General features: G+C 44.2%; 18 protein-coding genes. 12 read left to right on the top strand and 6 right to left on the bottom strand.

Going from position 1 to position 22,933, the window contains the following annotated elements; all coding sequences use genetic code 11:
- Window positions 1–12 precede the first annotated feature (12 nt).
- Window positions 13–906: an ABC transporter ATP-binding protein gene (locus tag AAC033_RS03430; RefSeq protein ID WP_339735412.1), complete on the bottom strand. Its 894-nt coding sequence runs from the start codon at window positions 904–906 to the stop codon at window positions 13–15.
- Window positions 907–1,367: 461 nt separating this feature from the next.
- Here AAC033_RS03430 and AAC033_RS03435 point away from each other — a divergent pair, with 461 nt between their 5' ends.
- Entirely contained in the window at window positions 1,368–2,072 is a 705-nt protein-coding gene (locus AAC033_RS03435) for an energy transducer TonB (protein WP_339735414.1), read from the top strand.
- Between the two features lie 102 nt (window positions 2,073–2,174).
- Window positions 2,175–3,125: a mechanosensitive ion channel family protein gene (locus AAC033_RS03440; protein ID WP_339735416.1), complete on the top strand. Its 951-nt coding sequence runs from the start codon at window positions 2,175–2,177 to the stop codon at window positions 3,123–3,125.
- Window positions 3,126–3,562: 437 nt separating this feature from the next.
- On the opposite strand, the gene AAC033_RS03445 is transcribed toward AAC033_RS03440, so the two are convergent.
- Window positions 3,563–4,234, bottom strand: a complete 672-nt coding sequence (locus AAC033_RS03445; RefSeq protein ID WP_339735418.1) for a hypothetical protein — start codon at window positions 4,232–4,234, stop codon at window positions 3,563–3,565.
- Between the two features lie 139 nt (window positions 4,235–4,373).
- On the opposite strand from AAC033_RS03445, the gene AAC033_RS03450 reads away from it, so the two are divergent.
- Genes AAC033_RS03450 through AAC033_RS03460 form a run of 3 tightly spaced genes read left to right on the top strand, consistent with a single transcriptional unit; the run spans window position 4,374 to window position 7,503 of the window.
- Window positions 4,374–6,008: a HAMP domain-containing sensor histidine kinase gene (locus tag AAC033_RS03450; RefSeq protein WP_339735420.1), complete on the top strand. Its 1,635-nt coding sequence runs from the start codon at window positions 4,374–4,376 to the stop codon at window positions 6,006–6,008.
- 41 nt (window positions 6,009–6,049) lie between these two features.
- On the top strand, window positions 6,050–6,739 hold the full coding sequence (locus AAC033_RS03455; RefSeq protein WP_339735422.1) for a response regulator transcription factor: 690 nt from the start codon (window positions 6,050–6,052) through the stop codon (window positions 6,737–6,739).
- A gap of 53 nt (window positions 6,740–6,792) precedes the next feature.
- Window positions 6,793–7,503 (top strand): SDR family oxidoreductase, encoded by a 711-nt coding sequence (locus AAC033_RS03460; RefSeq protein WP_339735424.1) that lies wholly within the window; start codon window positions 6,793–6,795, stop codon window positions 7,501–7,503.
- A 4-nt stretch (window positions 7,504–7,507) separates the two neighbouring features.
- On the opposite strand, the gene AAC033_RS03465 is transcribed toward AAC033_RS03460, so the two are convergent.
- Window positions 7,508–8,509 (bottom strand): hypothetical protein, encoded by a 1,002-nt coding sequence (locus tag AAC033_RS03465; protein ID WP_339735426.1) that lies wholly within the window; start codon window positions 8,507–8,509, stop codon window positions 7,508–7,510.
- Window positions 8,510–8,656: 147 nt separating this feature from the next.
- Entirely contained in the window at window positions 8,657–9,481 is an 825-nt protein-coding gene (locus AAC033_RS03470; protein ID WP_339735428.1) for a hypothetical protein, read from the bottom strand.
- Between the two features lie 244 nt (window positions 9,482–9,725).
- On the opposite strand from AAC033_RS03470, the gene AAC033_RS03475 reads away from it, so the two are divergent.
- The 3 genes from AAC033_RS03475 to AAC033_RS03485 all read left to right on the top strand — a co-directional run bounded on the left by AAC033_RS03475 (window position 9,726) and on the right by AAC033_RS03485 (window position 13,088).
- Window positions 9,726–10,403, top strand: coding sequence for an outer membrane beta-barrel protein (locus tag AAC033_RS03475; RefSeq protein ID WP_339735430.1), 678 nt, complete (start codon window positions 9,726–9,728; stop codon window positions 10,401–10,403).
- A gap of 190 nt (window positions 10,404–10,593) precedes the next feature.
- Complete coding sequence (locus AAC033_RS03480; RefSeq protein ID WP_339735432.1) at window positions 10,594–12,237, top strand: NAD+ synthase; 1,644 nt, start codon at window positions 10,594–10,596, stop codon at window positions 12,235–12,237.
- 149 nt (window positions 12,238–12,386) lie between these two features.
- Entirely contained in the window at window positions 12,387–13,088 is a 702-nt protein-coding gene (locus tag AAC033_RS03485) for a Crp/Fnr family transcriptional regulator (RefSeq protein ID WP_339735435.1), read from the top strand.
- A gap of 209 nt (window positions 13,089–13,297) precedes the next feature.
- Here the strand turns inward: AAC033_RS03485 and AAC033_RS03490 are convergent, their stop codons facing one another.
- Window positions 13,298–15,778, bottom strand: coding sequence for a bifunctional UDP-N-acetylmuramoyl-tripeptide:D-alanyl-D-alanine ligase/alanine racemase (locus AAC033_RS03490; protein WP_339735437.1), 2,481 nt, complete (start codon window positions 15,776–15,778; stop codon window positions 13,298–13,300).
- A complete protein-coding gene (locus AAC033_RS03495) occupies window positions 15,775–16,353 on the bottom strand; it encodes a thymidine kinase (protein ID WP_339735439.1) in 579 nt (192 codons plus the stop codon). The genes AAC033_RS03490 and AAC033_RS03495 overlap by 4 nt, the downstream gene beginning before the upstream one ends.
- A gap of 160 nt (window positions 16,354–16,513) precedes the next feature.
- On the opposite strand from AAC033_RS03495, the gene AAC033_RS03500 reads away from it, so the two are divergent.
- The 4 genes from AAC033_RS03500 to AAC033_RS03515 all read left to right on the top strand — a co-directional run bounded on the left by AAC033_RS03500 (window position 16,514) and on the right by AAC033_RS03515 (window position 22,927).
- Window positions 16,514–17,338, top strand: coding sequence for a hypothetical protein (locus AAC033_RS03500; protein ID WP_339735441.1), 825 nt, complete (start codon window positions 16,514–16,516; stop codon window positions 17,336–17,338).
- 1 nt (window position 17,339) lies between these two features.
- Entirely contained in the window at window positions 17,340–18,059 is a 720-nt protein-coding gene (gene rsmI / locus AAC033_RS03505; protein ID WP_339735443.1) for a 16S rRNA (cytidine(1402)-2'-O)-methyltransferase, read from the top strand.
- Window positions 18,060–18,139: 80 nt separating this feature from the next.
- Window positions 18,140–18,892, top strand: coding sequence for a YjjG family noncanonical pyrimidine nucleotidase (locus AAC033_RS03510; protein ID WP_339735445.1), 753 nt, complete (start codon window positions 18,140–18,142; stop codon window positions 18,890–18,892).
- Between the two features lie 798 nt (window positions 18,893–19,690).
- Window positions 19,691–22,927 (top strand): SusC/RagA family TonB-linked outer membrane protein, encoded by a 3,237-nt coding sequence (locus AAC033_RS03515; RefSeq protein ID WP_339735447.1) that lies wholly within the window; start codon window positions 19,691–19,693, stop codon window positions 22,925–22,927.
- Window positions 22,928–22,933 lie beyond the last annotated feature (6 nt).

The following is a 22,933-nucleotide window of genomic DNA, read 5'->3' on the forward strand; positions in this document are numbered from 1 at the left end:
AGGAATTGAGGGTTAGATAGCTGTCCATTGGTTTAACTGACTTTCCATAAAATAAACGTAGGCATGCTCAAGATTTGGGTCAATGTTGTGCCCGGAATAGCCATTAATCTCATCAGCCACCACTTGAATTTCCCACCCTTCGCTGGTAGGAACATTGGAAATGACCGGATACTTTTCGTTGATTTCCTGGTACTCTGATTCAGTAGCATGGATCAGCCAGACTTTACCAACACACTGTTCAACCAGTTCGTCAGGCGAACCACTGTAAGCCAATTCTCCACGGTTGAGCAAAGCCATGTTTTTACACGTGCTGGAGATATCGCCAACAATATGGGTCGACAGGATAATGATCACGTCATTGGTTGAAATGGCAGACAACAGATTGCGAAAGCGGATGCGTTCCTCGGGATCCAAACCCGTGGTTGGTTCATCAACAATAATGATTTGCGGACTATTGATCAAAGCCTGAGCTATTCCCAACCGACGCTTCATTCCTCCCGACAATCGGTTGGCCTGACGGTCGCGCGCCTCAAACAAGCCTACTTCCTCCAACATTTTATCAACCGCACTGGCCCGTTCTTTCCCCGATTTCATTCCGGCCAAGCGCGCCGCATAATCCAAGAATTCGTAGGTGGTCAACTGAGAGAAAAAACGAAAGTCCTGGGGCAAATACCCCAGCATTTTGCGAATTTCTTTTCGGTTCTTCACCAAATCGTAGCCATTGACGGTTACTTTTCCATGGCTCGGCTTCATTAAAGTCACCAAAATGCGCATCAAACTTGATTTTCCGGCTCCGTTGGGGCCCAGCAAACCAAACATCCCATTCTCAATTTCCAGATGTACATTGTTCAGTGCCCGGTTCCCGTTCGGATAGATTTTGCTCAGTTGATCAATCGTAATTTTCACAGTAATATATTTCGTTTAGCTTAGTAGACTCTTATTTTTTCCAAACGTTTAACTCATTGGAACAGCATATGAAAAAGAAGTTACAATAAGGTCTGAAAAAATTGATCGAATATTGAAAAACGCTACCAAATCGCCTCATTTTTTAGACGAAATAGGAAAACTAATCGACCAAGTCCCGGTAATATTCCAACCTCCATCCAAAAAGCACAGCGCTATTGTGAAAGTAATTCCACAAAATTCAAGATTATTCTACATCCGGCTGGGCTCTGGCCTTTTAGCCTAAACCCCTGCATAATCCCCACAACATCAACATATCCAGCCATTAACAAAAACAAAAAAAACAACCTGGCATGGTATTCCTTGTTCCATTAACTGTTGATTGTCGTTTTCCGCGTCAACTCAATGAAGCGGAACATGACAATCAGAAAAATATAAGTTAAATCAGAAAAATAGGAGTTATTATGAATTGGAAAAGAAAATTGAGCCGAATTTACACAACACTAATAGCGTCATTTATTTTAGTGGCCGGAGCTTTTACAGCGACCGCACAAAATGATGACATGAAGTACGATGAGCTGGAAAAGATGCAGGACCACATGGAAGGCTACCTGTTTGAGGTTTATGAGTTGGTGGGCGACTATCCAAGTTTCGGTTATGAATACGTCTATCACGATGGTCATCTCGACCGGGTAATGGTATCGGGCATTGACGACCCGGCAACCAAAAAAGAGGTTGCAGAGCTTATGCACAAGTTTAGAAGTGCGAAGGACGACATGAAAAATTACTGCACACGCGTAGGTATCTACTATGCGCCAGAGCAGGAAGCTGAGCCAAAGATGGGCTATGAATCCTTTAGAGAGGAAGTGAGAGAAAATCTGAACTATCCGGAAAGAGCAGAGAATTTCGGTGTTGAAGGTACGGTGTACGTGAAGTTTATTGTTGAAAAAGATGGTGAAGTATCGTTTGTTACCGCAGACCATGCCATTGATTCACCGTACGAACAACGTGTCGACAGGCTGGAAGAAGTAGCCATTACTGCCGTGGAAGATGTTGATGCTGAATGGGAGCCCGCCATTGTAGATGGGGCAATTGTTGACTCATGGGCTGTCATCCCGGTAACATTTGATTTCCAGAAAAATCCGGCGTTGCCAGCTCTCATTCGATAATAATATGCACAACAATAATCCAAGGTTGTTCCAATCGGAGCAGCCTTTGGTTCTTTGCAGCGTGAAACGAACAGTAATTATTATCTCTAAAAATAAAAAACTATGAAAGAATTTTTCACGATCGATTTTTGGGAGACTTTTACCTCAAGTCTAGCGGGATGGATCATCACCGAATTACCGGCCATTATCATCTTGGTTGTCCTTTTAATAATTGCACTCAAAGTAAGCAGTTTCACGCTTAGAAAATTGAAAAAAGCCCTGGCCCACAAAACCGTGCATCAAACCGATGAACCCAACCTTGAGGTTGAAAAACGCCTCAACACGCTGATGGGAATCGTTAAAAAAGGGGTTGCTATAATCATTTGGACCATGTTCATTATGATCTTTCTGAAAAAAATCAACATCGACATTGCCCCAATTTTAGCAGGTGCCGGTATCATTGGTTTAGCTGTGGGTTTCGGAGCGCAGGAGCTTGTTCGCGATTTCATTTCCGGTTTCTTTATTTTGTTCGAAAACCAGATTCGAACGGGTGATGTGGCGATTATCAACGGAACCGGCGGCCTGGTTGAAAAAATTGAACTTCGAACGATCACACTCCGCGATTTGTCTGGTGTTGTCCATGTCTTCCAAAACGGGAAAATCAATACCGTTTCAAACATGACTAAAGAATGGTCCGCCATGGTGTTCGACATTGGCGTTGCCTACAAGGAAGACATCGACCAAGTGATGCAAATTATGAAAGACGTTTCGGAAGATTTACGCAACGACGACAATTTTAAAGACTCAATTCTTGAGCCGATGGAAATTTTCGGCCTGGATAGTTTTGGAGATAGCGCACTGGTTGTGAAAGGTCGAATAAAGACCAAGCCCATTCAACAGTGGACTGTAGGACGGGAATACCGGAAGCGATTGAAAATCGCCTTCGACAAACACAACATCGAAATTCCATTCCCACATCAAACAATTTACTGGGGCGAGGAGATTGATCCGCTCAAATTATCGATGGACAACACACTTAAAGTGACAGAGACAAAATCATCATCAAAAGAATAACAATAAAGGTTGATTGGCTTTGGATTCCAACTGCAATCATCAATGCTTTCCGTCAATCAATCAAATCTGCGTGAAGGTAGATAGAAAGCTGACCGGATTAACCGGTCAGCTTTTTTAATTGATCCTGAGTGAGTGCTGTCAACAAACCCGAAAATAATCATCGTGTCACAAAAACTTTAAACTATTTCTTCATTTCTAAAAAGTCGCTCTGCCTTTATTAGAATAACTTATTTATTTACACGAACTTATACCTATTTTAGTAAAACAAGTGCTTGTTCTAATAAAACTATAGCGTATTCTAGCAGAACTATTAACTGTTCCTGCAAATTTGAGAATCACTTTTACAAAACTAATAGTCCTTTTTTCAAAACGATTTACATTCTTACCCAACCGTCAGAAGCTGAACCCAACCATATTGCCCCCTTTGGGTTTCTGGCTTATTCGTCTTCTTCAATGATAATTTCATCTTCAAATTCTTGTGACTGATCTTCGTGCTTTTTGCGAATAATCTCTATTTTCTCGCGCCCACCGCTTAGGTCTTTCTTCTTATACGAAATCACGCCAGGGTCGTCCAAGTGAATGACCATCTTGTCATCGGGATGCCGATCCAAATACTGAATTCGCATGGGTGGGTAAGGAGCCTTTGGCACATGAACAAATGCCCGACCATGTCGAAAATGCCTGTTTGGTGCTACTGGTCCATCGCCCCGCCGGATCATCATCCTTGTCCGAAGCGAATCACACTCAAAAAGACTGTCTCTCATCATGATTCGGTTTCCCCGGTGATGCATAAACGGCCGATCGCCCGGACCAAAAACAAATACCTCTTCGTTTTCACCGTCCGAAAATTCATATCGAAAACGATTCAACTTTCTTTGCAAGTTCGAATCCAGTTGGCACGGCAGGTTCAGTTCATCCATCCAGGCAAAATCAGTTTCATCAGTTGATATCAGCGTATCCAACACGATTCGTTCTCCATTTACAACCTTCACCATTTTTACACGTCGTTGTTTTTCCGGTTGCTCATCGGTTTGTGCCGTCACCAAAACAGTTGGCATCAGCAAGAAAATAACCAGTACCCATCGGCTAATCTTTAAATTTGTTTTCATCTGTATCATTTTAAATTGATTTCTATGCAAACAAAGGTAGGATGAGAGGCAGGCACTTCTCAGTTAAGGTCTGGTTAAAATCTGTTAAGGGAAAGTTAAAGTCAAAAAAGGCCCGACTTGAAATAATTATCTTTGACAAATGAACAAACGATTTTTCATCTATTTAATGGCGCTCATGGGTTTGTCAATCCTGGGAATCATTGCCATTCAGCTCATCTGGATCAACAATGCCATTGAGGTGAAAAATGAGTTGTTCGACCGCAGTGTGACCGAAGCGCTCAACAATACCGTGCGGCGAATTGAAGTTCATCACGATGTGGAAGTGCTCACCGGCATTGAACGTCCTGGCCGCCCCTACTGGCAACGCAATGCTCACATCGCCCCGCCGGTTCCTCCACGCGCTGTCCGGATTATCCGTAACTCACAGTCGAACAAAGGCAGTCAGATTGAATTTGAAACCATTGAAAATGACAGCAATGTCCAGGTTTTTCAATTCACAAGCCCGGGCGATACCATCGTTGAGACCAACCGTTTTTCGTTTACTGAGGGCGACACCATTTATACTACCACAACAGCACTGGCAAGCTCAGCCCTCGATCAACTCGACTCGATCGAAACCATGACAAACAAGTTTGGTGAACTAAGTCCACAACTGCAGAAACGCCTGGAAATGCGTTCCGAAAATCTGAAAAGATTCGGTTCCCGTTTCATGCGCGAAATGGCAGCGCTGGATGTCAGCGCGATCCCGCTAAGTGAAGTCGCCAGCCTGCTCAAAAAAGAGCTGGAGAACCAAAACATCAAGCTGCATTTCGATGCTGCCATTCTGGAGCAAGACACCCTCCAATCGATGACAGAACAAGCGGACAGTCTGGGGCTTATGGCGACCCGTTACCAAACCAATTTGTTTCCCCGGGCCATTTTCGACCGCGACACCAAACTGGCTGTATTTTTCCCCAACCAGGAACGATACATCTACCGGTCTGTTTCCTGGCTTCTGGTCGCATCGCTTTTTTTCTCCATCTTCATTCTGCTGACCTTCAGCCTAAGCATCTTCTTTATGCTGAGGCAAAAGAAAATATCGGAAATGAAATCGGATTTCATCAACAACATGACCCACGAATTTAAAACCCCAATCGCCACCATTTCCGTAGCCGCCGATTCCATTCGAAACGAAAAAGTAATCCGCCAGCCCGAAAAGATCAATTACTTTATTGATATGATCAAAAAAGAAAATGCACGCATGAATCGGCAAGTCGAGGATATATTAACCATCGCCCGGCTCGATAAAAAAGACTTTGAATTCAAATGGGAGGCTTTAAATATTCACCAGCTGATTGAAGACGCCATCGGAGGCATTGCTTTGCAGGTTGACAAGCGGGGCGGAAAAATTGAAACGGAATTCCGGGCGGCAAACCCAACAGTAACGACCGACCGGATTCACGGAGCCAATATTATTTATAACTTGCTGGACAACGCCAATAAGTATTCGCCCGAACAGCCTGAAATAAAGGTTGAAACCTGGAACAATGCCAAGGGCGTGCTCATTCGCATTTCGGACCGGGGAATAGGTATGAACAAATCGGTTCAATCCCGGATTTTTGAACGCTTCTTCCGGCAAACAAGCGGCAACATTCACAATGTGAAGGGATTTGGATTGGGACTAAGCTATGTCAAAGCGGTGGTGGAAGCCAATCATGGACACATATCAGTTCAAAGCGAACCGGGAAAAGGCAGCCAACTCGAGGTTTTTCTGCCGTTCTTGAGAGACAACTGAAAAAATCACTGAATCACTAATGGTTGAAAAAACGCAAAACAATGGATAAAAAGCAACACCTGTTTTTATTGGAAGATGACCTGAGTTTTGGTGCAGTATTAAAATCATATTTGGAACTAAATGATTTTGAAGTGACTTGGGTCGACGACGGGAAACTGGCCATGGAACGTTTTCGTAGCACACCATTCGACCTGTGTCTGCTCGATGTGATGCTTCCACACGTTGATGGATTTACCGTTGGTACCGAAATCCGGAAAATTGACAAGCAAGTGCCATTTATCTTTCTCACCGCCAAAAGCCTGAAAGAAGATGTGCTGCGGGGCTTTAATATTGGTGCCGACGACTACATTACCAAGCCGTTCGACACGGAAGTACTCATCTGTAAAATCAAAGCCATTCTTAACCGAAACGGACAAGTTCCCCAGGTGAAATCCGCACAGCACCAGTTGGGCAATTACGTGTTTGACGTTCCGCTGCGCAAAATATCGATTGGCGAAAAACAGCAAACCCTTTCGCCTAAAGAAGCCGATTTACTGGAAATGCTTTGCCTGAATAAAAATGAGTTGTTGCTGCGCGAAGCCGCCCTGCTAAAGATTTGGGGCGACGACGGCTATTTCACCGCCCGAAGCATGGATGTTTACATCACCAAACTACGCAAATACCTGGCCGATGATCCTTCCATCGAGATTAAAAATGTCCATGGCAGCGGATTTCTTTTGAAAGTTGATTAAAGCTATCCGTCAATTTTTGTTAACTTCGGGCGAGAACCCTTAAAATAGTGAACATGAACACTGCCAAAACAGCCATAATCACAGGAGCAAGCAGAGGCATTGGAAAAGCCTGTGCGAAAGGACTCGCCAATTTGGGCTATCTATGTCTTTTAATTGCCCGAAGCCAGGAACAACTGGAAACACTGGCTGAAGAAATTCATTCCGCCGGAGGCCAATCCTCAATCTTTGCCGTTGACCTGACCAATGAGTCTGAACTTCAGGAATGTGTACTAAAAATAAAAAAACACTACGTCAGCATTGATGTTTTGGTCAATAATGCCGGAATGTATGTCGGTGGTAACCTGCAAATGGAAAGTGATGAATTCAGAAAACAACTGGAGCTGAACTTAACAGCTAACTTCAGTTTGCTGAAAGCTTTTGTCCCTGTGATGAAAGAGCAGAAAGCAGGCTACATTTTCAACATCGCATCACGAGCCGGGAAAGTCGGTTTTTCCAACAGTGGTGCTTATTCTGCCTCAAAATTTGGACTCATTGGGTTAAGCGAATCCCTTTACCGGGAATTAGCTGAATACGGCATTTCTGTCACCGCCATTTGTCCTGCCTGGGTAGCCACCGAAATGGCTACGACTGCCGGTTCCCCACACGAAGCCCATGAAATGATTCAACCAGACGATATTTTCCTGACCATTGAATACCTGCTTAAGCTGGCACCCAACACCCGAATAAAAGAAATCGTACTCGAAGCGCGGAAAAGTATCCGCTAACTGGTTAATCCGGCTGGTAGCCAGATTCGTTCAAGATTTGCAGATAATCCTGCGTCTCCATCAATTGTTTCAGACTCATCTCCGGATTCTTCATCATGTACGAACGCACAATTTGCCAGCCCAGCCAGGCTCCCACCCGCCCCGGCGATTCGGTGGTAAAACTCGATGTGTAAGGCCCATCATCAACGTAGCGCTTAATGTCCATCCGCTTAGTTGAAAACAGCAAATTATGCTCAGCCAGGTAAGCCCACATATCGGCCTCGCCGGCCTGGCAAAACTCTAGCTGATCGCTGGTGTATCCAATCTTCAGGCTATCGTGCACTTCGGGCTGCATCGCATCAACAAAATAGAGCAAGCTTCCTTCATAAATCATGCTTTCAATCACTTTGCTCGCTTGCGTACTGATTGGATACTCAGTCATGGCCCAAAAATAAAGAGCCTCGGGAACAATCTTCTGCGGGTGCATATTCCGGATTTTATAGGCCGGAAGCCCCAATCGCGGATAGTAATCAAAATCAGCTCCCAGGTACTTGTCCAGGCTGATTCCGATCAGCGAATCGGCCAGGACGACCGACTCATTTAATCCGCTGATGCAGGTATAAACGGCCGGCACCACTTGGCCGGGAAAATAATAGCGGTAATGCCTGAAAGCTTCGGTAAAATCGTTCTTCAGCCGCCCCCTGTCAATTCGAAGATCCGCCTCTGCTTTTAAATTCACAATCATGGTGTCCGACAAAAAGGCTTCCAACTGCGGGTAAAAATTTTCGTCTTCGGGCCCGCCAATACCAATCATATGATGATTGAAAAGATCGAAAAAAGTGCCATATTCCGCCTGCAGTCCCGCCACTTTTTCTTCCAGGTTTTCAGCCGACGCAAACAAATCATCGTCGTAACTCTTAAATGTCAATTCCAGCTCCACATCTGAAACATCAACCTTGAGCGGATTCCGCTGACAGGAGAACGCAAGCAGGCTTGCCAGCATTAAGATCATTAAGCGATTCATCATACAAGAGTCTATCAAGTCCAAAAAAAATCAAAATCGAATCAAGAAAAACCCCGACAATCCTTAAAAAATCGGGGTCAAACTAATAACTTGTTAAACTAACAAATATTTTCCAAGCTGAAAATTTAAATTTGGGGTTACTGAGAATAGCTACTCTTTCCAAACAGAATCAAGAACTTCCCACAATTCAGCACGGACATGACTTCTGGAATTATTGGTGCTAAGAAACAACTCATCCATATCTTTTCCTGCATGGGCTTTGTTAAAAGCAGCCTCGGTATCGGCAGCACCCAGTTTGGAAAAGTCGGCGAAATAGTCAACCGTCACATAATCATGGGGCATGCCTGTTCCGAATGGAAATACGCCCTCCCACAAGGACCAACCAGCACGCGAACCGGCATTAATCAGCTCCTGATGCACCGGTTTCCAAACCGTCAGTTCATTGTCAACATACGATCCTCCTTCTCCTTGTTTGACTTTCATGTAATTGACCTGAATGTATTTAAAATCTCCCGCCCCTCCTTCCGGATAAACGGCATCCACTCTACGGATCAGGCTTTGCCGGATCAGCTGTCGGCTATCCATTGTTTTCTGAAATAATTCATCCAGGTCTTTCTCTGGGTGTACCTTCTCGACATCCACAGAAAACGTATGTTCCAACTTGGCAGGGTCGTCAAAAAGGGCCACGGTCACAAAATTATATTCGTCGTCGGCCCCTGCATAACGAACACCGTACAAGATCCACCCAATAATTTCACCTTGGTTAATCCGTTCCTGATGAATCGGTTTCCACACCGTTTTTTCCAAATCCACATAGTTCGCTTCGCCTCCCTGCTTGACTTTCATAAAATCAACAACGGCAAAGATCGCTGGTTGGTCCTGAGCATAGACCGTCATCGGCAGTGCTCCAAAAACAAATGCCATCGCCATCGCCAACAGCATTCCTTTTTGCATCATGTTACTTTTTGTCTTCATTTTTAAGTGTTTTTAGTTAATCAATCAATTCTCTCACAAAAGTTACCGCTTATTTAGATTAAATAAAAACAAACATATTGCACAACATCTTCTTTTTCAGCTATCTAAGATAATAAACGGCGTTCCCAAATAAGAATCAATATTCGATCACACAAACCAATTGCCTATTTCAAAAGAAAGTTCGAGATTTGCAGATACAAAAAACCCTTGATCAACCGTTCAATTATTCAGAAAACGAAAACTCATGAAGCAAATTCGACACAAACTTTGGTTGTTGGCTTTTATTATTCTGCTTAGCCAGCCTACTTTCTCGCAACGAAAAACCCGCTTGTCCTTTACCGGAAGTCCTTCGATAAACTGGCTTTCGACAGACATGCAAGGCGTTGAATCAGGAAAAGCAGCCATTGGATTCGATTATGGAATCAATGCGGATTTCTTTTTCGATGAAGAAAACCGGTATGCCTTTTCTACGGGACTTTTGATCAACAATGTCAGAGGAAACCTTCGCTATTACGATTCATCAGGCATTGTGCGTTTTGCAGGCGAAGACTTCGCATCGGGCACCCTGTTTCAATACCGCTTAAAATACGCTGAGGTTCCGATCTTGATAAAACTGCAGACCAGTCAATTCCGACGGTGGGCGTATTGGGGACAGTTTGGCTTTTCATCCTTTGTCAATATTCAGGCTAAAGGAGATAGCAGTGATGGCGTATTGGACAAGCATAACATCCATGACGAAGTCAGTTTGTTTAACCTGGCGCTGAATATGGGGGTTGGTTCCAGCTTCGACCTGGGATCGAACAATGCTGTAACCGTAGGCCTGATCTACAAAAACGGCTTTCTTGATGTCACCTCAAACAGTCAATTTGATGATAAAACAACGTTGAACTCTGTGGTTCTCAAATTCGGGCTCATTTTTTAAACTCAAGGACAAGCATCCAATCCACACAGAAATTAAACCCTGATTCCACTCATCAATCAGACGGCTTTTTATTCTTTTTCAACTATTTTTGCGTTTCAGAAATGCCCAATGCATTGTTCCAATAATATTGCATGGCTAAAAACGAAGAGGGAATACGAAATAGGTCCGTGAACTTAAAACAAGATTGACCATGAAAATTGCACTGGCGCAACTCAATTACCACATTGCCAATTTCGAAGGAAATGCCAATAAAATCATCGACGCGATTCACAAAGCAGAGCAACAGGGCGCCGAACTGGTAGTTTTTTCTGAGCTGGCCGTGACCGGATATTACCCGCACGACTTACTGGAACGGAAAGAATTCATCGAAAAAGCCGAACAGACAATCTTGAAAATAGCGACGGAATGTACCCGGACAGCGGCATTGGTGGGAGCGCCAAGCATCAATCAAAGTCCGCGGGGGAAAAAGCTGTTTAACTCGGCCTACCTGCTAAAAGATGGCCGGATTGAAACCGTACGCCATAAATCATTACTCCCAACCTACGATATTTTTGACGAATACCGCCATTTCGAACCCAATCGGCAATTCGATGTCATTGATTTTAAGGGGAAGAAACTTGCCGTAACCATTTGTGAAGATCTGTGGGATGAGCAGCCCACGCAAAATGAATTTGGAAAAGACAAATTGTACACCCGGTCACCCCTCGAAGAGCTCAGCAAACTCAAGCCCGACTTGGTGATCAACCTTTCGGCATCCCCTTTTTCGTACAACCAGGAGAACTGGCGGAAAGATATTTTGATTAAAAAGGCCATCAAGTACCAGCTTCCGATCATTTACGTCAACCAGGTCGGCGCGCAAACCGAAATCGTGTTTGATGGCGGCTCATTTTTCTTGATGAAAGACGGCAGCATTCCTGTTGAACTGGCTTATTTCGAGGAAGATTTCCAGGTAATTGACACCGAAAACCCACTTCCGAAACACCAAAGCCATCCAGATTACATCGGCAAAATTCACCAGGCACTGGTTCTCGGTATCCGCGATTATTTTCAGAAGATGGGATTCAAAGACGCCGTTTTGGGCCTTTCGGGGGGTATTGACTCCGCGCTGGTTTGTGCCCTGGCGGTTGAAGCTTTGGGAAAAGATCATGTTCGGGGCATTTTGATGCCCTCGAAATATTCATCCGGGCACAGCGTGGACGATGCCATATTGCTGGCCGAAAACCTCGGCATTCGTTACGACACCATCCCTATTCAAAGCATGGTGAATGATTTTGAAGACCAGTTGGCTCCACTGTTCAATAACCTTCCACCCGGCGTCGCCGAAGAGAATATCCAGGCACGTACGCGGGGGATTCTGGTCATGGCAGTGTCGAACAAGTTTGGAAACATCCTGCTGAACACCACCAACAAAAGCGAATGTGCGGTTGGATACGGAACCTTGTACGGCGACATGAACGGCGGCTTGTCTGTTTTGGGGGACGTGTACAAAACTGATGTTTACAAACTGTCGCACTACATCAATCGCGAACGTAAAATTATTCCACACAACAGCATTGTAAAACCGCCTTCAGCCGAGCTTCGTCCGGACCAAAAAGACACCGACTCACTACCCGACTATGACATCCTGGATACGATCCTGTTCAACTACATTGAACTGAACATGTCTCCGGACGAAATTATCAAACAAGGCTTTGATTCAGAAATCGTATTTAAGGTAACCAGAATGGTCAATCAAAACGAATATAAACGATTTCAGTCTCCCCCAATTTTGAGAGTCAGTTCAAAAGCTTTTGGATTTGGAAGAAAGATGCCCCTGGTAGCACGATACCACTAGGTCAGAAAACAGCAGTATTTTCTACCAACACCCCGCAATACACCGGGGTGTCAATCAGCACGTCTTGCACCAAAATATGTCTTTAAAACGTTTTTTATTTGTCGAAATTGGTTAACTTTGATGCTGTATAACATATAAAGTTGGAATCTATGCTGAGTCACGAAATGGGGATTAAAGAAATGCTTGGAAATCCAAAATCGGTTTTCAGTTTGCTGACTCCCGAGGAAAAGGAACAACTACTCAAACACATTACCCTGACCAATTTTCAAAAAAACGAATTTATTTATAAAGAAGGCGACAAACCAACCGGATTCTCGTTTTTGATTGAAGGAAAAATCAAAATTTTCAAGGAAGGTGTTGGTGGCCGTGAGCAGATTATCCGGATGACAAAACCGATGGGTTACATTGGATACCGGGCGCTTTTAGCCGAAGAAATCCATATTGCCTCAGCAGTTGCACTGGAAGATTCACTTGCCTGCCACGTTGATCCGGACTTCTTTTTCAACCGGATGCTGAAAAATTCGGATGTCACAGCAAGAATCTTACGCAAACTGGCCCGCGAACTCGGATTCTCCAACTCACGAACCGTTACACTGACCCAAAAACACATCCGTGGGCGATTGGCCGAATCCTTATTGCTATTGAAAGAAAAGTACGGATATGAAAACGATGGCGCTACACTCAAAGCGTTCCTTTCGCGCGAAGACATTGCCAACCTTTCGAACATGACTACCTCCAATGCCATTCGGACACTTTCAACCTTTGCCGGTGAAAAAGTCATTGCCATCGATGGTCGCAAAATTCGCATTTTAGATGCCAACAAACTGGAACGAATCAGCAAATTAGGCTAGGCGCACATGACCGGCGCAATACCAACCGGATACCTTATTTATTTTTAGCGTGTGGCAGATTTTTATCTTGACGAACACAATCGAAGACAATTGAATACAACGGAAAATAATTGTATCCAACAGTTCCCAATCGTTTTCAACTTCTTTTAAAAAAACCCAACAAATTAATTATTTGATTCTTACTCCCCTGAAATTGAATCTAACTCAGGTTATTCCTGGGAATAAACACGCTTGACACGCTGCGAAATCCCGGTCAGAATTTCGTAGGGAATGGTGTTGGCCCACGCGGCCAGCTCGCTTAGTGGAATGTGCTCACCCATCAGCTCAACCAAATCGCCTTCTTTCACATCCACACCCGTCACATCAATCATGGTCATGTCCATGCAAACATTTCCAATTACCGGAACGCTTGCCCCATTCACCCACATCTTGGCTCCGCCGTTGCTAAACCTCCGGTCATAGCCATCAGCGTACCCCACTGGGACAACGGCAATTTTTCTTTGTTGATCCACCTGTCCTTTCCGCCCATAGCCAACGGTCTCCTCCCGCCCGACTATTTTCACCTGCGAAATGGTGCTGGTCCAATGCGTAATGGGACGAATGCCAAGCTTGGTAACAGCCACACCGTAAAGGCCAATACCTAAACGGACCATGTCGAGCTGAAATTCAGGAAAGCGTTCGATACCGGCAGAGTTCAGCAAATGCCGGATGACCTTATGTTTTTGCCTGGAGATCACCACATCGGCCAGTTTCACAAACCGCTCATATTGCTTTCGGGTAAACACGTCATGCAAAGGCTCATCCGTAGCTGCCAGATGCGAGAAAACGGACTGCACCCGCAGAATTTCTTCCGTCTGAATTTGCTCAGCCACCTGTTGCAGTTCTTCCACATCCGAAAAACCCAGTCGGTTCATGCCGGTTTCCAATTTGATGTGTACCGGATACTTTACCACCGCGGCACTGCGCGCCGCCAGGTTGAACTTATGAAAAACAGCACGCGAATAAATATTAGGTTCCAGCCGGTACTCCATCATCGCTTCAAAGCTGTGCTCCTCAGGGTTCATCACCACAATGGGGCTTTCAATCCCGGCTTGTCTCAGCTCAATACCCTCGTCGGCCACAGCAACAGCCAGGAAGTCCACTTTCTGAAACTCCAACGCACGGGCAATTTCAACAGTTCCACTTCCGTAGGAAAAAGCTTTTACCATCACCATCATCTTGGTTTCCGGTTTCACAATTGCCTTAAACGCATTCAGGTTTTCAACCAAGGTATTCAGGTTGATCTCGAGTTGCGTTTGGTGGTATTTCTTTTGAAGTACGGAGGCTACTTCTTCAAACCGAAACTCACGGGCCCCCTTAATCAGAATCACCTCATTCCGAAAGCGTTCAGACTGAAGATCATGAATTAAATCGCGGGTGGTTGGATAAAACTGAGCAGGCAACTGAAAAGCAGCCCGATGTTCTCCGATCGCTTTTCCGACGCCAATCAACCGGTTCACCCGGTTCAATTGCAGCAAGCGGTTCACCTCGGTGTACAATTGATAGGGGGCAAAACCCGACTGTTTAATATCGGACAAGAATACCGTCCTGGACTGTCCGGTGGAACTGGTTTGCTGATTCAAAAACTGAAGCGCGATTTCGAGGGAATTGATGTCGGAATTGTAAAAATCGTTGATCAGCGCACAGCCGTTCACACCTTGCTTCAATTCCAGGCGCATGGCCACCGACTGCAAGTCGGCAAAAAGCTGAAGCACCGAATCATTTAGCCAACCATTGGCGCAAATTAAAGCCAGGCAATGACAGGCATTTTCAATGGAGGCTTCGTCTGAAAAAGGAATATGAACTTCGTAAGTCCTTTCGCTCCAATGAAACTGGATCTTCGTTGACAGCTCGTCAGGCTGCGTTTCGAATGCAAGATCCGCTGGTAAACCCGTTGTGGACCAACTGACAATTCGGGTGGCTGTATTTTCAAATTTCCGGCAAGCCAGCCCATACACCAATTCCTGATCACGCCGGCAGACCAGCAGTTTGGCCCCCTCAAAAAGCTGAAGCTTTTCTTCCACCTTCTCATCCATCGACCGAAAATTCTCCTGGTGCGCATCGCCGATGTTGGTGAACACACCAATCTCCGGCCGAATGACAGTAGCCAAATGCGCCATTTCGCCCGGCTTCGAAATACCTGCTTCAACAATTCCAAGATCCATTGTGCCGGCCATATTCCACACTGAAAGGGGAACACCCACCTGCGAGTTGTAACTTTTCGGACTGCGGACAATGCGAAGCTGGTGCTGCAACAAATCGAACAGCCACTCTTTCACAATCGTCTTCCCATTGCTTCCGGTAATGGCGACTACCGGAAACCGGAATTCATCCCGAATCGATGCTGCCAGTTGCTGCAAGGCTTTCAAGGTATCTTCCACCACAATAAAACTGGCCTCCTTCATCACCTCCCGGTTAACCGGAAGCCCTGAAACCACAAAACTGCGTACCCCCTTCTCATACAACTCGTGCAAAAATTGATGCCCATTGTGGCGTTCACCGACCAGGGCAAAAAACAAACAGGCCTCCGGATCAACCAAAGTGCGGCTGTCAATCGACAAAGACGAAATCAGGCGGTCAACGGCTGCAGGTTCCTGGTTCAGGTCACCTTCAATCGCCGTCGTAATTCTATGAAGTGAAATTGGATTCATTGATTTTTTACCTTATTGTAACAGATCCGGCAAAGCGGCTCATATTCAGCCTGCTCTCCCAGAAGCACCTGCTTATCGTTTGAAACCAGGCGGTGCGAAAACTGCGCCACACTTCCACAACCAACACAAATGGCGTGAACTTTGGACACATAATTGGCGATGGCCATCAAGTCAGGCATGGGTCCAAAAGGCTTGCCCTGAAAGTCCATATCCAAGCCGGCCACAATGACACGAATACCCATGTCGGCTAACTTTTGGCACACCTCCACCAATCCTTTATCAAAGAACTGCGCCTCGTCAATGGCCACCACATCCACGTTTCCGGCCAGCAATAAAATATTGGCCGAATTCTCGACCGGAGAGCTGGAGATCGAATTTTCGTCATGCGAAACCACCTCCGCCTCCGAATAGCGGGTATCCATCGCCGGCTTGAAAATCTCGACCTTCTGACGGGCAAACTTTGCCCGCCGCAAACGCCTGATCAACTCTTCTGTTTTCCCCGAAAACATAGACCCGGCAATAACTTCAATGGTACCACCGTTTTTATGGTGACTGACATCCCTTTCAAGAAACATTGACGTGATTCAATTTGGATTTTACTACTTTTACAAAAGTAACGAAAATGTCGGGTTAGGGTCACGAACCGATTTGTTATTTTTAGGCCACCTTAAGCTCAGTGTGATACAAATCCATACATGATCGGTGAAATTCGACAAGATTTTAAACAGTACTCAAATGATGATGGAAAAACATAAATTGATCCGGTTGATTTTAAAAGACCTGGAAGAACTGAACGAAATTGCGAACCAACTGCGGCAAGCTGAAAAACTTTCGCGCTTCGAACTGGATATCGCCTTAAGCAAATCAAAACTTGTCTTTCAGGAGTTTGAGTTTCTGAAAGAACTGAATGGTCAGGACACCGAAAAAGAAACGCCAAAGCAAGAACCAATAAGGACTTCGCCCCCCATCCAACCGGAGGCAAGAACGGAAGAGGTCAGAGAAAAACTGGCAGAGATGGAAGCCGAATCAAAACAACAAGTGCAAGAACAAGACAAGCCAGAACTTCAGGAAGAACGGGCTCAGCCAGTCTTCAATCATAAACCCGAAATTCCGGTAACGGCGCCACCTGAACCTTCTGAAGACGAAACCCCCGCTGCCAGACAGAGCGAAACCAGAGAAGAAACTCCGGAGCCGGAGCAAGAACCTGCGGAAATAGAAGCGGAAGAAGAAGCAGAAAAGATCAAGAAAACTGTTGGTGAAAATTTCATTAAAGGAAAATCGTTGAATGATTTGATGCTGGAAAACAAAACACTGGATAAAAAACTGGCCAGTTCGCCAATCACCAAACTCGAAACGGCGATCGGATTGAATGACCGTTTTCAATACACCCGTGAACTTTTCGACAACAAACCCGACTTGTTCCGAAAAACGGTTCAGGAAATTGATCAGGCCGACAGCCTGAATGATGCCATCGCTTATTTAAATAGCAATTTCAAATGGAAAAAAACAGACACCAGTATCCAGTTTGCACAACTGGTTAAACGTCGGTTCATCAAGTAATATGGGAAAATTATATATCGTACCAACACCAATCGGCAATTTGGATGACATGACCCTGCGGGCGATTAAAGTGCTTCAGGCGGTCGACCTGATTTTGGCTGAAGACACCCGCACTTCGTCCAAGCTGCTTCATCATTTTGAAATTCAGAAAAAGGTGTTTTCACACCACAAATTCAACGAGCACAAAACAGTGGAGCACCTCGCACAGCGCATGGCAGGCGGCGAAACCATCGCCCTGATTTCAGATGCCGGCACACCAGCCATCAGCGATCCGGGCTACTTGTTGGTTCGGGCTTGCATTGATGCGGAAGTGGAAGTGGAATGTCTGCCGGGCGCCACCGCACTCATTCCCGCGCTGGTCAACTCGGGCCTGCCCAACGATCGGTTTTGTTTCGAAGGTTTTCTGCCACCAAAAAAAGGAAGACAAAAAAAACTCTTACAACTGGCCGAAGAAGAGCGAACCTTGGTTTTTTACGAATCGCCTTACAAGCTGGTCAGGAGTCTGGAACAGTTTGCCGAATTCTTTGGCGCCGACCGGCAAGCTTCGGTGTCACGCGAACTAACCAAGATTTACGAAGAAACCCAGCGGGGAACGGTTACCGAACTGGCCAACTATTTTAAATCAAAGCCCGTCAAAGGCGAAATTGTCATTGTCGTAGCTGGCAAAAAAGAAAAGGCCTCGCCGAACCGTTCCGAAGAAAATCAAGAACACAACGAATAACCATACCCCGGACTTGAGCGACTGAAGCCGTGGGCTAAGGTTCTTTAAGTCCAAGTCGAACGAATCCGGTAAAACCTGACATGAAAAAATACGAACAACTTTTCTTCGATCTCGACCACACCCTCTGGGATTTTGAAACCAACTCCCGGCTGGCCATGCTGGAAACAGTAGCCGAGCTGAAGCTTGATACTCAGATTCCCGACTTCGACGCTTTCTTCCGCCACTACGAAACCATCAACACCAAACTTTGGGAGGCCTACCGAAACCAACAAATCCGAAAACCGGAGCTGATCCGTAAACGCTTTGAAGAAGCACTCCGGCACTTTAACATCACCGGAGTGGACCCGCTGAAGATGAATGAGCTTTACCTGCAACTGATGCCCATGCAAAAGCAACTTTATACAGACGTGATTGAAACACTGGACTACCTGCAACAACGGAGGTACCAGATGCATATCATTACCAATGGTTTCACCGATGTTCAGCATCGAAAGATTGAATCCAGCGGGCTACGCCAGTATTTCGACCGGATCTTTATCTCCGAAGAAATTCAGGCACCAAAGCCGGACAAACGCATTTTTCAACATGCTTTAAAATGCTGTAACTCAAAAAAAAGCAAAAGTATCATGATCGGTGACTCCTGGGATTCGGACATACTTGGAGCAAGAAGCATGGGAATAAGCCAGGTATTCGTCCTTAAAAAGGATAAAATACAACAGACACCCCCCAGAAAAGAGTGGGGAGAATTCAAAAAATACTATTTCGAAAACAAGACCCCCGCAAGCACCACCTATATTATTGAAAAAATAGCCCACCTAACAAAAATTTTCTAATTTAGAATCACTTTACACAGACACTAAAAACACCGGCTCGGCGAAAGTCAAACTCCTGAAAAAAAGACAACTATCTATATTTATCCATATATACTACAAACTCAGCAAAAATGCAAAGAATGACTTTTGTCATATGTATTCAATTACTAAAAACTGCCTGAATTTTTTTGATAGTTATATATTTTTAAATTTGCATTCGTTAATGTTCTTTAACATTTCGACACAAAAAGTTTTAAATTGAAATTGAAGGTTTCAAAAAATGAATTTTAAAGTTGAATAAATAACGATTGTTTGGGGGAATAAGAGTTATTAAATGAAGTGTTTTGAACAAGGGGGTATCACAATCATGATCCTTATTTTTCAAATTTAGTGGCCCAGCCAAGCTGAAGCTTAAATTTGTTTAAGCTACTTGCTCAGTTTTCTCAACGATAATCCTGCACCAGTGTGCATGACATAAGAACCAATCTGGGAAAATAATAAGAGATATAAGCAACACTAGGCACTAACTCCAAAGGACTTACAGCCCAACAATGAGATATATCAACTTGGGATCTATTTTTGATAAAAAACTTTCAGGAGAACTTTATTTTTATATTTTTGTATTCTATTAAGGTTTTTTAACACTTTAAGAAAAATTGAAATTGAAGGTTTCAAATTAGCTTTATTTATCAGAACGAATTATTTGGGGGAATAACCGCTCTGAACACACTCCAAGGGGGGATAAAAATTGAAAGATTTAATATCCTTATTATAAACATGTAAAAGAATTGATGCTGTTTAATTATTAAAATTATTTCTATGAAAAAAATCGCATTATTGCTTGCAATTTTTGCAATTGGTTTGCAGTCGGTTTTCGCGCAAACCAGGGAAATTACAGGTACAGTAACTTCCGCGGAGGATGGTCTATCCATTCCCGGAGTTTCTGTATCAGTCAAGGGTACCACATTGGGTACCATTACCGATCTTGACGGACAATACACTTTGAAGGTTCCTCAGGATGCTGCTTCGTTGGTTTTCTCCTTCGTGGGCATGCAAACCCAGGAAGTGCCCGTCGTTGGAACTCCCATCAATGTGGTGATGGAATCTGATGTCGTTGGTATCAACGAAGTAGTTGTAACGGCTATGGGGATCAAGCGTTCAGAAAAAACACTGGGCTATGCTGCAACAACTGTAGCCAGTGAAGAATTGATGAAAGATCGTAGCACGAATGTGGCAAACTCTCTATCTGGGAAGGTTGCTGGCGTGCAAATTCAATCTACGTCTTCTGATCCGGGTTCAGCAACATCAATGACTATTCGAGGTTTTGGTTCCATTAACGGAAGTAATCAACCTCTCTATGTTGTTGATGGCGTACCCTTGCAGAATAGTTCCCTAAATCTGGATGATCCTGCAATTGACAAATCGGGTAACGCACTCACAACAAGCGGTCTGTCGAATATATCATCAAACGATATCGAGTCAATGACGATCCTTAAAGGTGCAGCTGCAACAGCCCTATACGGAAGCCGCGCTTCTAATGGCGTTGTCGTGATTACAACCAAGCAAGGAAGCAAAGGTAAAGGTAAAAACTTCACGATTCAGTACAACGGAGGGCTGCAACTACGTCAAATTTCACTACTGCCCGAATTCCAGAATGAATTTGGACAAGGATGGGATGGAACGCAAACCTATATTGAAAATGGTTCATGGGGACCACGTTTAGATGGTTCAACACAAGTGTATGGGCCCATCTGGAACAACCAACAACTGATTCACGAGTATTCTGCTCGCAAAAATAATGTAAAAGACTTCTTTGAAATTGGGGTTTCTACAAACCAGAATATTTCACTGAGTGGAGTTTCAGAAGATGACAAAGTAAGCTATTATGTTTCTTTCTCAAATTCTGACGACGATGGTATTATGCCTACCGATGCGGACTCTTATAAACGGAACACCTTAGCATTCCGTTCAGCTTATCAGGGTAATGATTGGTTCAAAATCTCATCTTCTATCAACTTTGCTAAGTCAGAAACTGATATGACAAGTTCCTACCAAGGAACATCGGTAATTGATGGAGTTTACGAAATGCCAAGAGATGTATCTATTCTTGATATGCAAGATCTTAGCAGCCCGTTTAACACCCCCGAGGCCTATTTCACGCCATACGGTATTACCAATCCTTACTGGTCGTTGAAAAACAATTATAACCACTTAGAGTCAAAACAATTTTATGGAAAATTGCAGGCAGATATCATGCCGATGGAAGGCCTGACGTTGACCTATCGTTTTGGATTTGATTATACTGATTATGATTTTAAGATGGGGATTCCGCAAATTAGCCTGGACGATGCTTTAATCAACGAAGATTACGGTTATGCGCCTAGCAACATGAATCAAGACGGTAACGTATATGCACGCTACAGAAGAGCATATGAGATCAACCATGACTTCCTTGGGAGCTATGATACCAGCTTTGGCGATTTCACCCTGACAGGGATCGTTGGTGCAAACATAAATGAAAGATATTCAACCGTGATGGTCGGTCAAACTGATGTTCTTACATTCGAAACCGGATTCTGGGATTTGAGTAATGGTGCTACCCGATCGGTACTTTCAGAAGCACAATCAAAGCGTCGCTTGATCGGCCTGTTTGGGGATGCAACATTTGGTTATAAGGAAATGCTTTTCTTAAACATGACAGCTCGTAATGATTGGTCTTCGACTTTACCTATTGGTAATAATAGTTATTTTTACCCCGGAACTACATTAAGCTGGATTTTTTCAGAATTAATGTCAGACAACAAGGTGCTTTCTTTCGGTAAGTTACGAGTTGCTTATGGACAAACGGGTAATGATGCAGACCCGTATTTTACAAGTAACAGATTTATCCAGGCTTATGCTAACGGGTATTACGGAAGTGATATTGCCGCATTCCCGATGAATAGTACGAACTCCTTCATTTCCTCAAATAGGGCTGGAGCCACTGCACTTAAACCCGAAATGACTTCTGAGTCAGAGGCTGGATTAAACCTGCAATTCTTAAATGGACGAATTGGTATTGATGCAGCCTTTTATAACCGAAAAACAAAGGATCAGATTTTCACCTTACCGGTTGATCCATCAACGGGCTACAGCTTTACGGTTACCAATTTCGGTGAGGTTCAAAACAAAGGAGTTGAATTGTTATTGAGCACCACTCCCGTAAAAACCAAAAATTTCCGTTGGGATTTAGATGTAAACTTTGCACTCAACCGTAACAAAGTCCTCTCTATGCCTGAAAGCTTAGACGGAGGAAAAGTGAATATCTACAGTTTTTCTGCAGGTAATGATGCCGTATATATGTATGCGGAAGAAGGACAAGCAATGGGTACGTTTTATACCTACTTGCCACAATACGTAACAGACGAGAGCAGCGAGTATTATGGATATCAAATCGTTGATGAAGCTGGGCAACCTGTATTGGGAACAGACGTAGAAGATACCGGCTTAGATATGAACCATGATTGGACTGGCGGTCTTTCGACTACCTTATCGGCCTACGGTGTATCGCTAAGTGCAACACTTGACGTACGCTACGGTGGATCAATGTTTTCACGCACCAAGAACTTAATGCAGTTTACCGGCAATAGTGTGGTCACAACCTATAATGACAGAAATCCATTTGTGATTCCAAACTCAGTTCTGGTGACTGATGATGGAAGTTATTTAGAAAATACAGTTCAAATCAAAACAACCGATGATAGTTTCCAGAAATACTTTGACACCTATGGATATGGAAACGGAGGGCTTGCCTACATGGTAGATCGTACATTTGCTAAGTTACGCAACGTCACACTTTCGTATAGCTTACCAAAAAAGTGGACTAATGATTTATCATTAAGTGACGTTTCGCTTTCTGCTTTTGTGAACAATGCTTTTGTTTGGACCGCTGAGGACAATCATTTCATCGATCCTGAATCGAGCACTACAGGTACGGACCTGGAAGGATCTTTCGGAGAAATGTATGTGAACCCAGCTACCCGCATTTTTGGTTTCAACCTTAGTATAACATATTAAAACTCC

It is taken from the genome of uncultured Sunxiuqinia sp. (assembly GCF_963974515.1).
Taxonomy (GTDB): Bacteria; Bacteroidota; Bacteroidia; order Bacteroidales; family Prolixibacteraceae; genus Sunxiuqinia.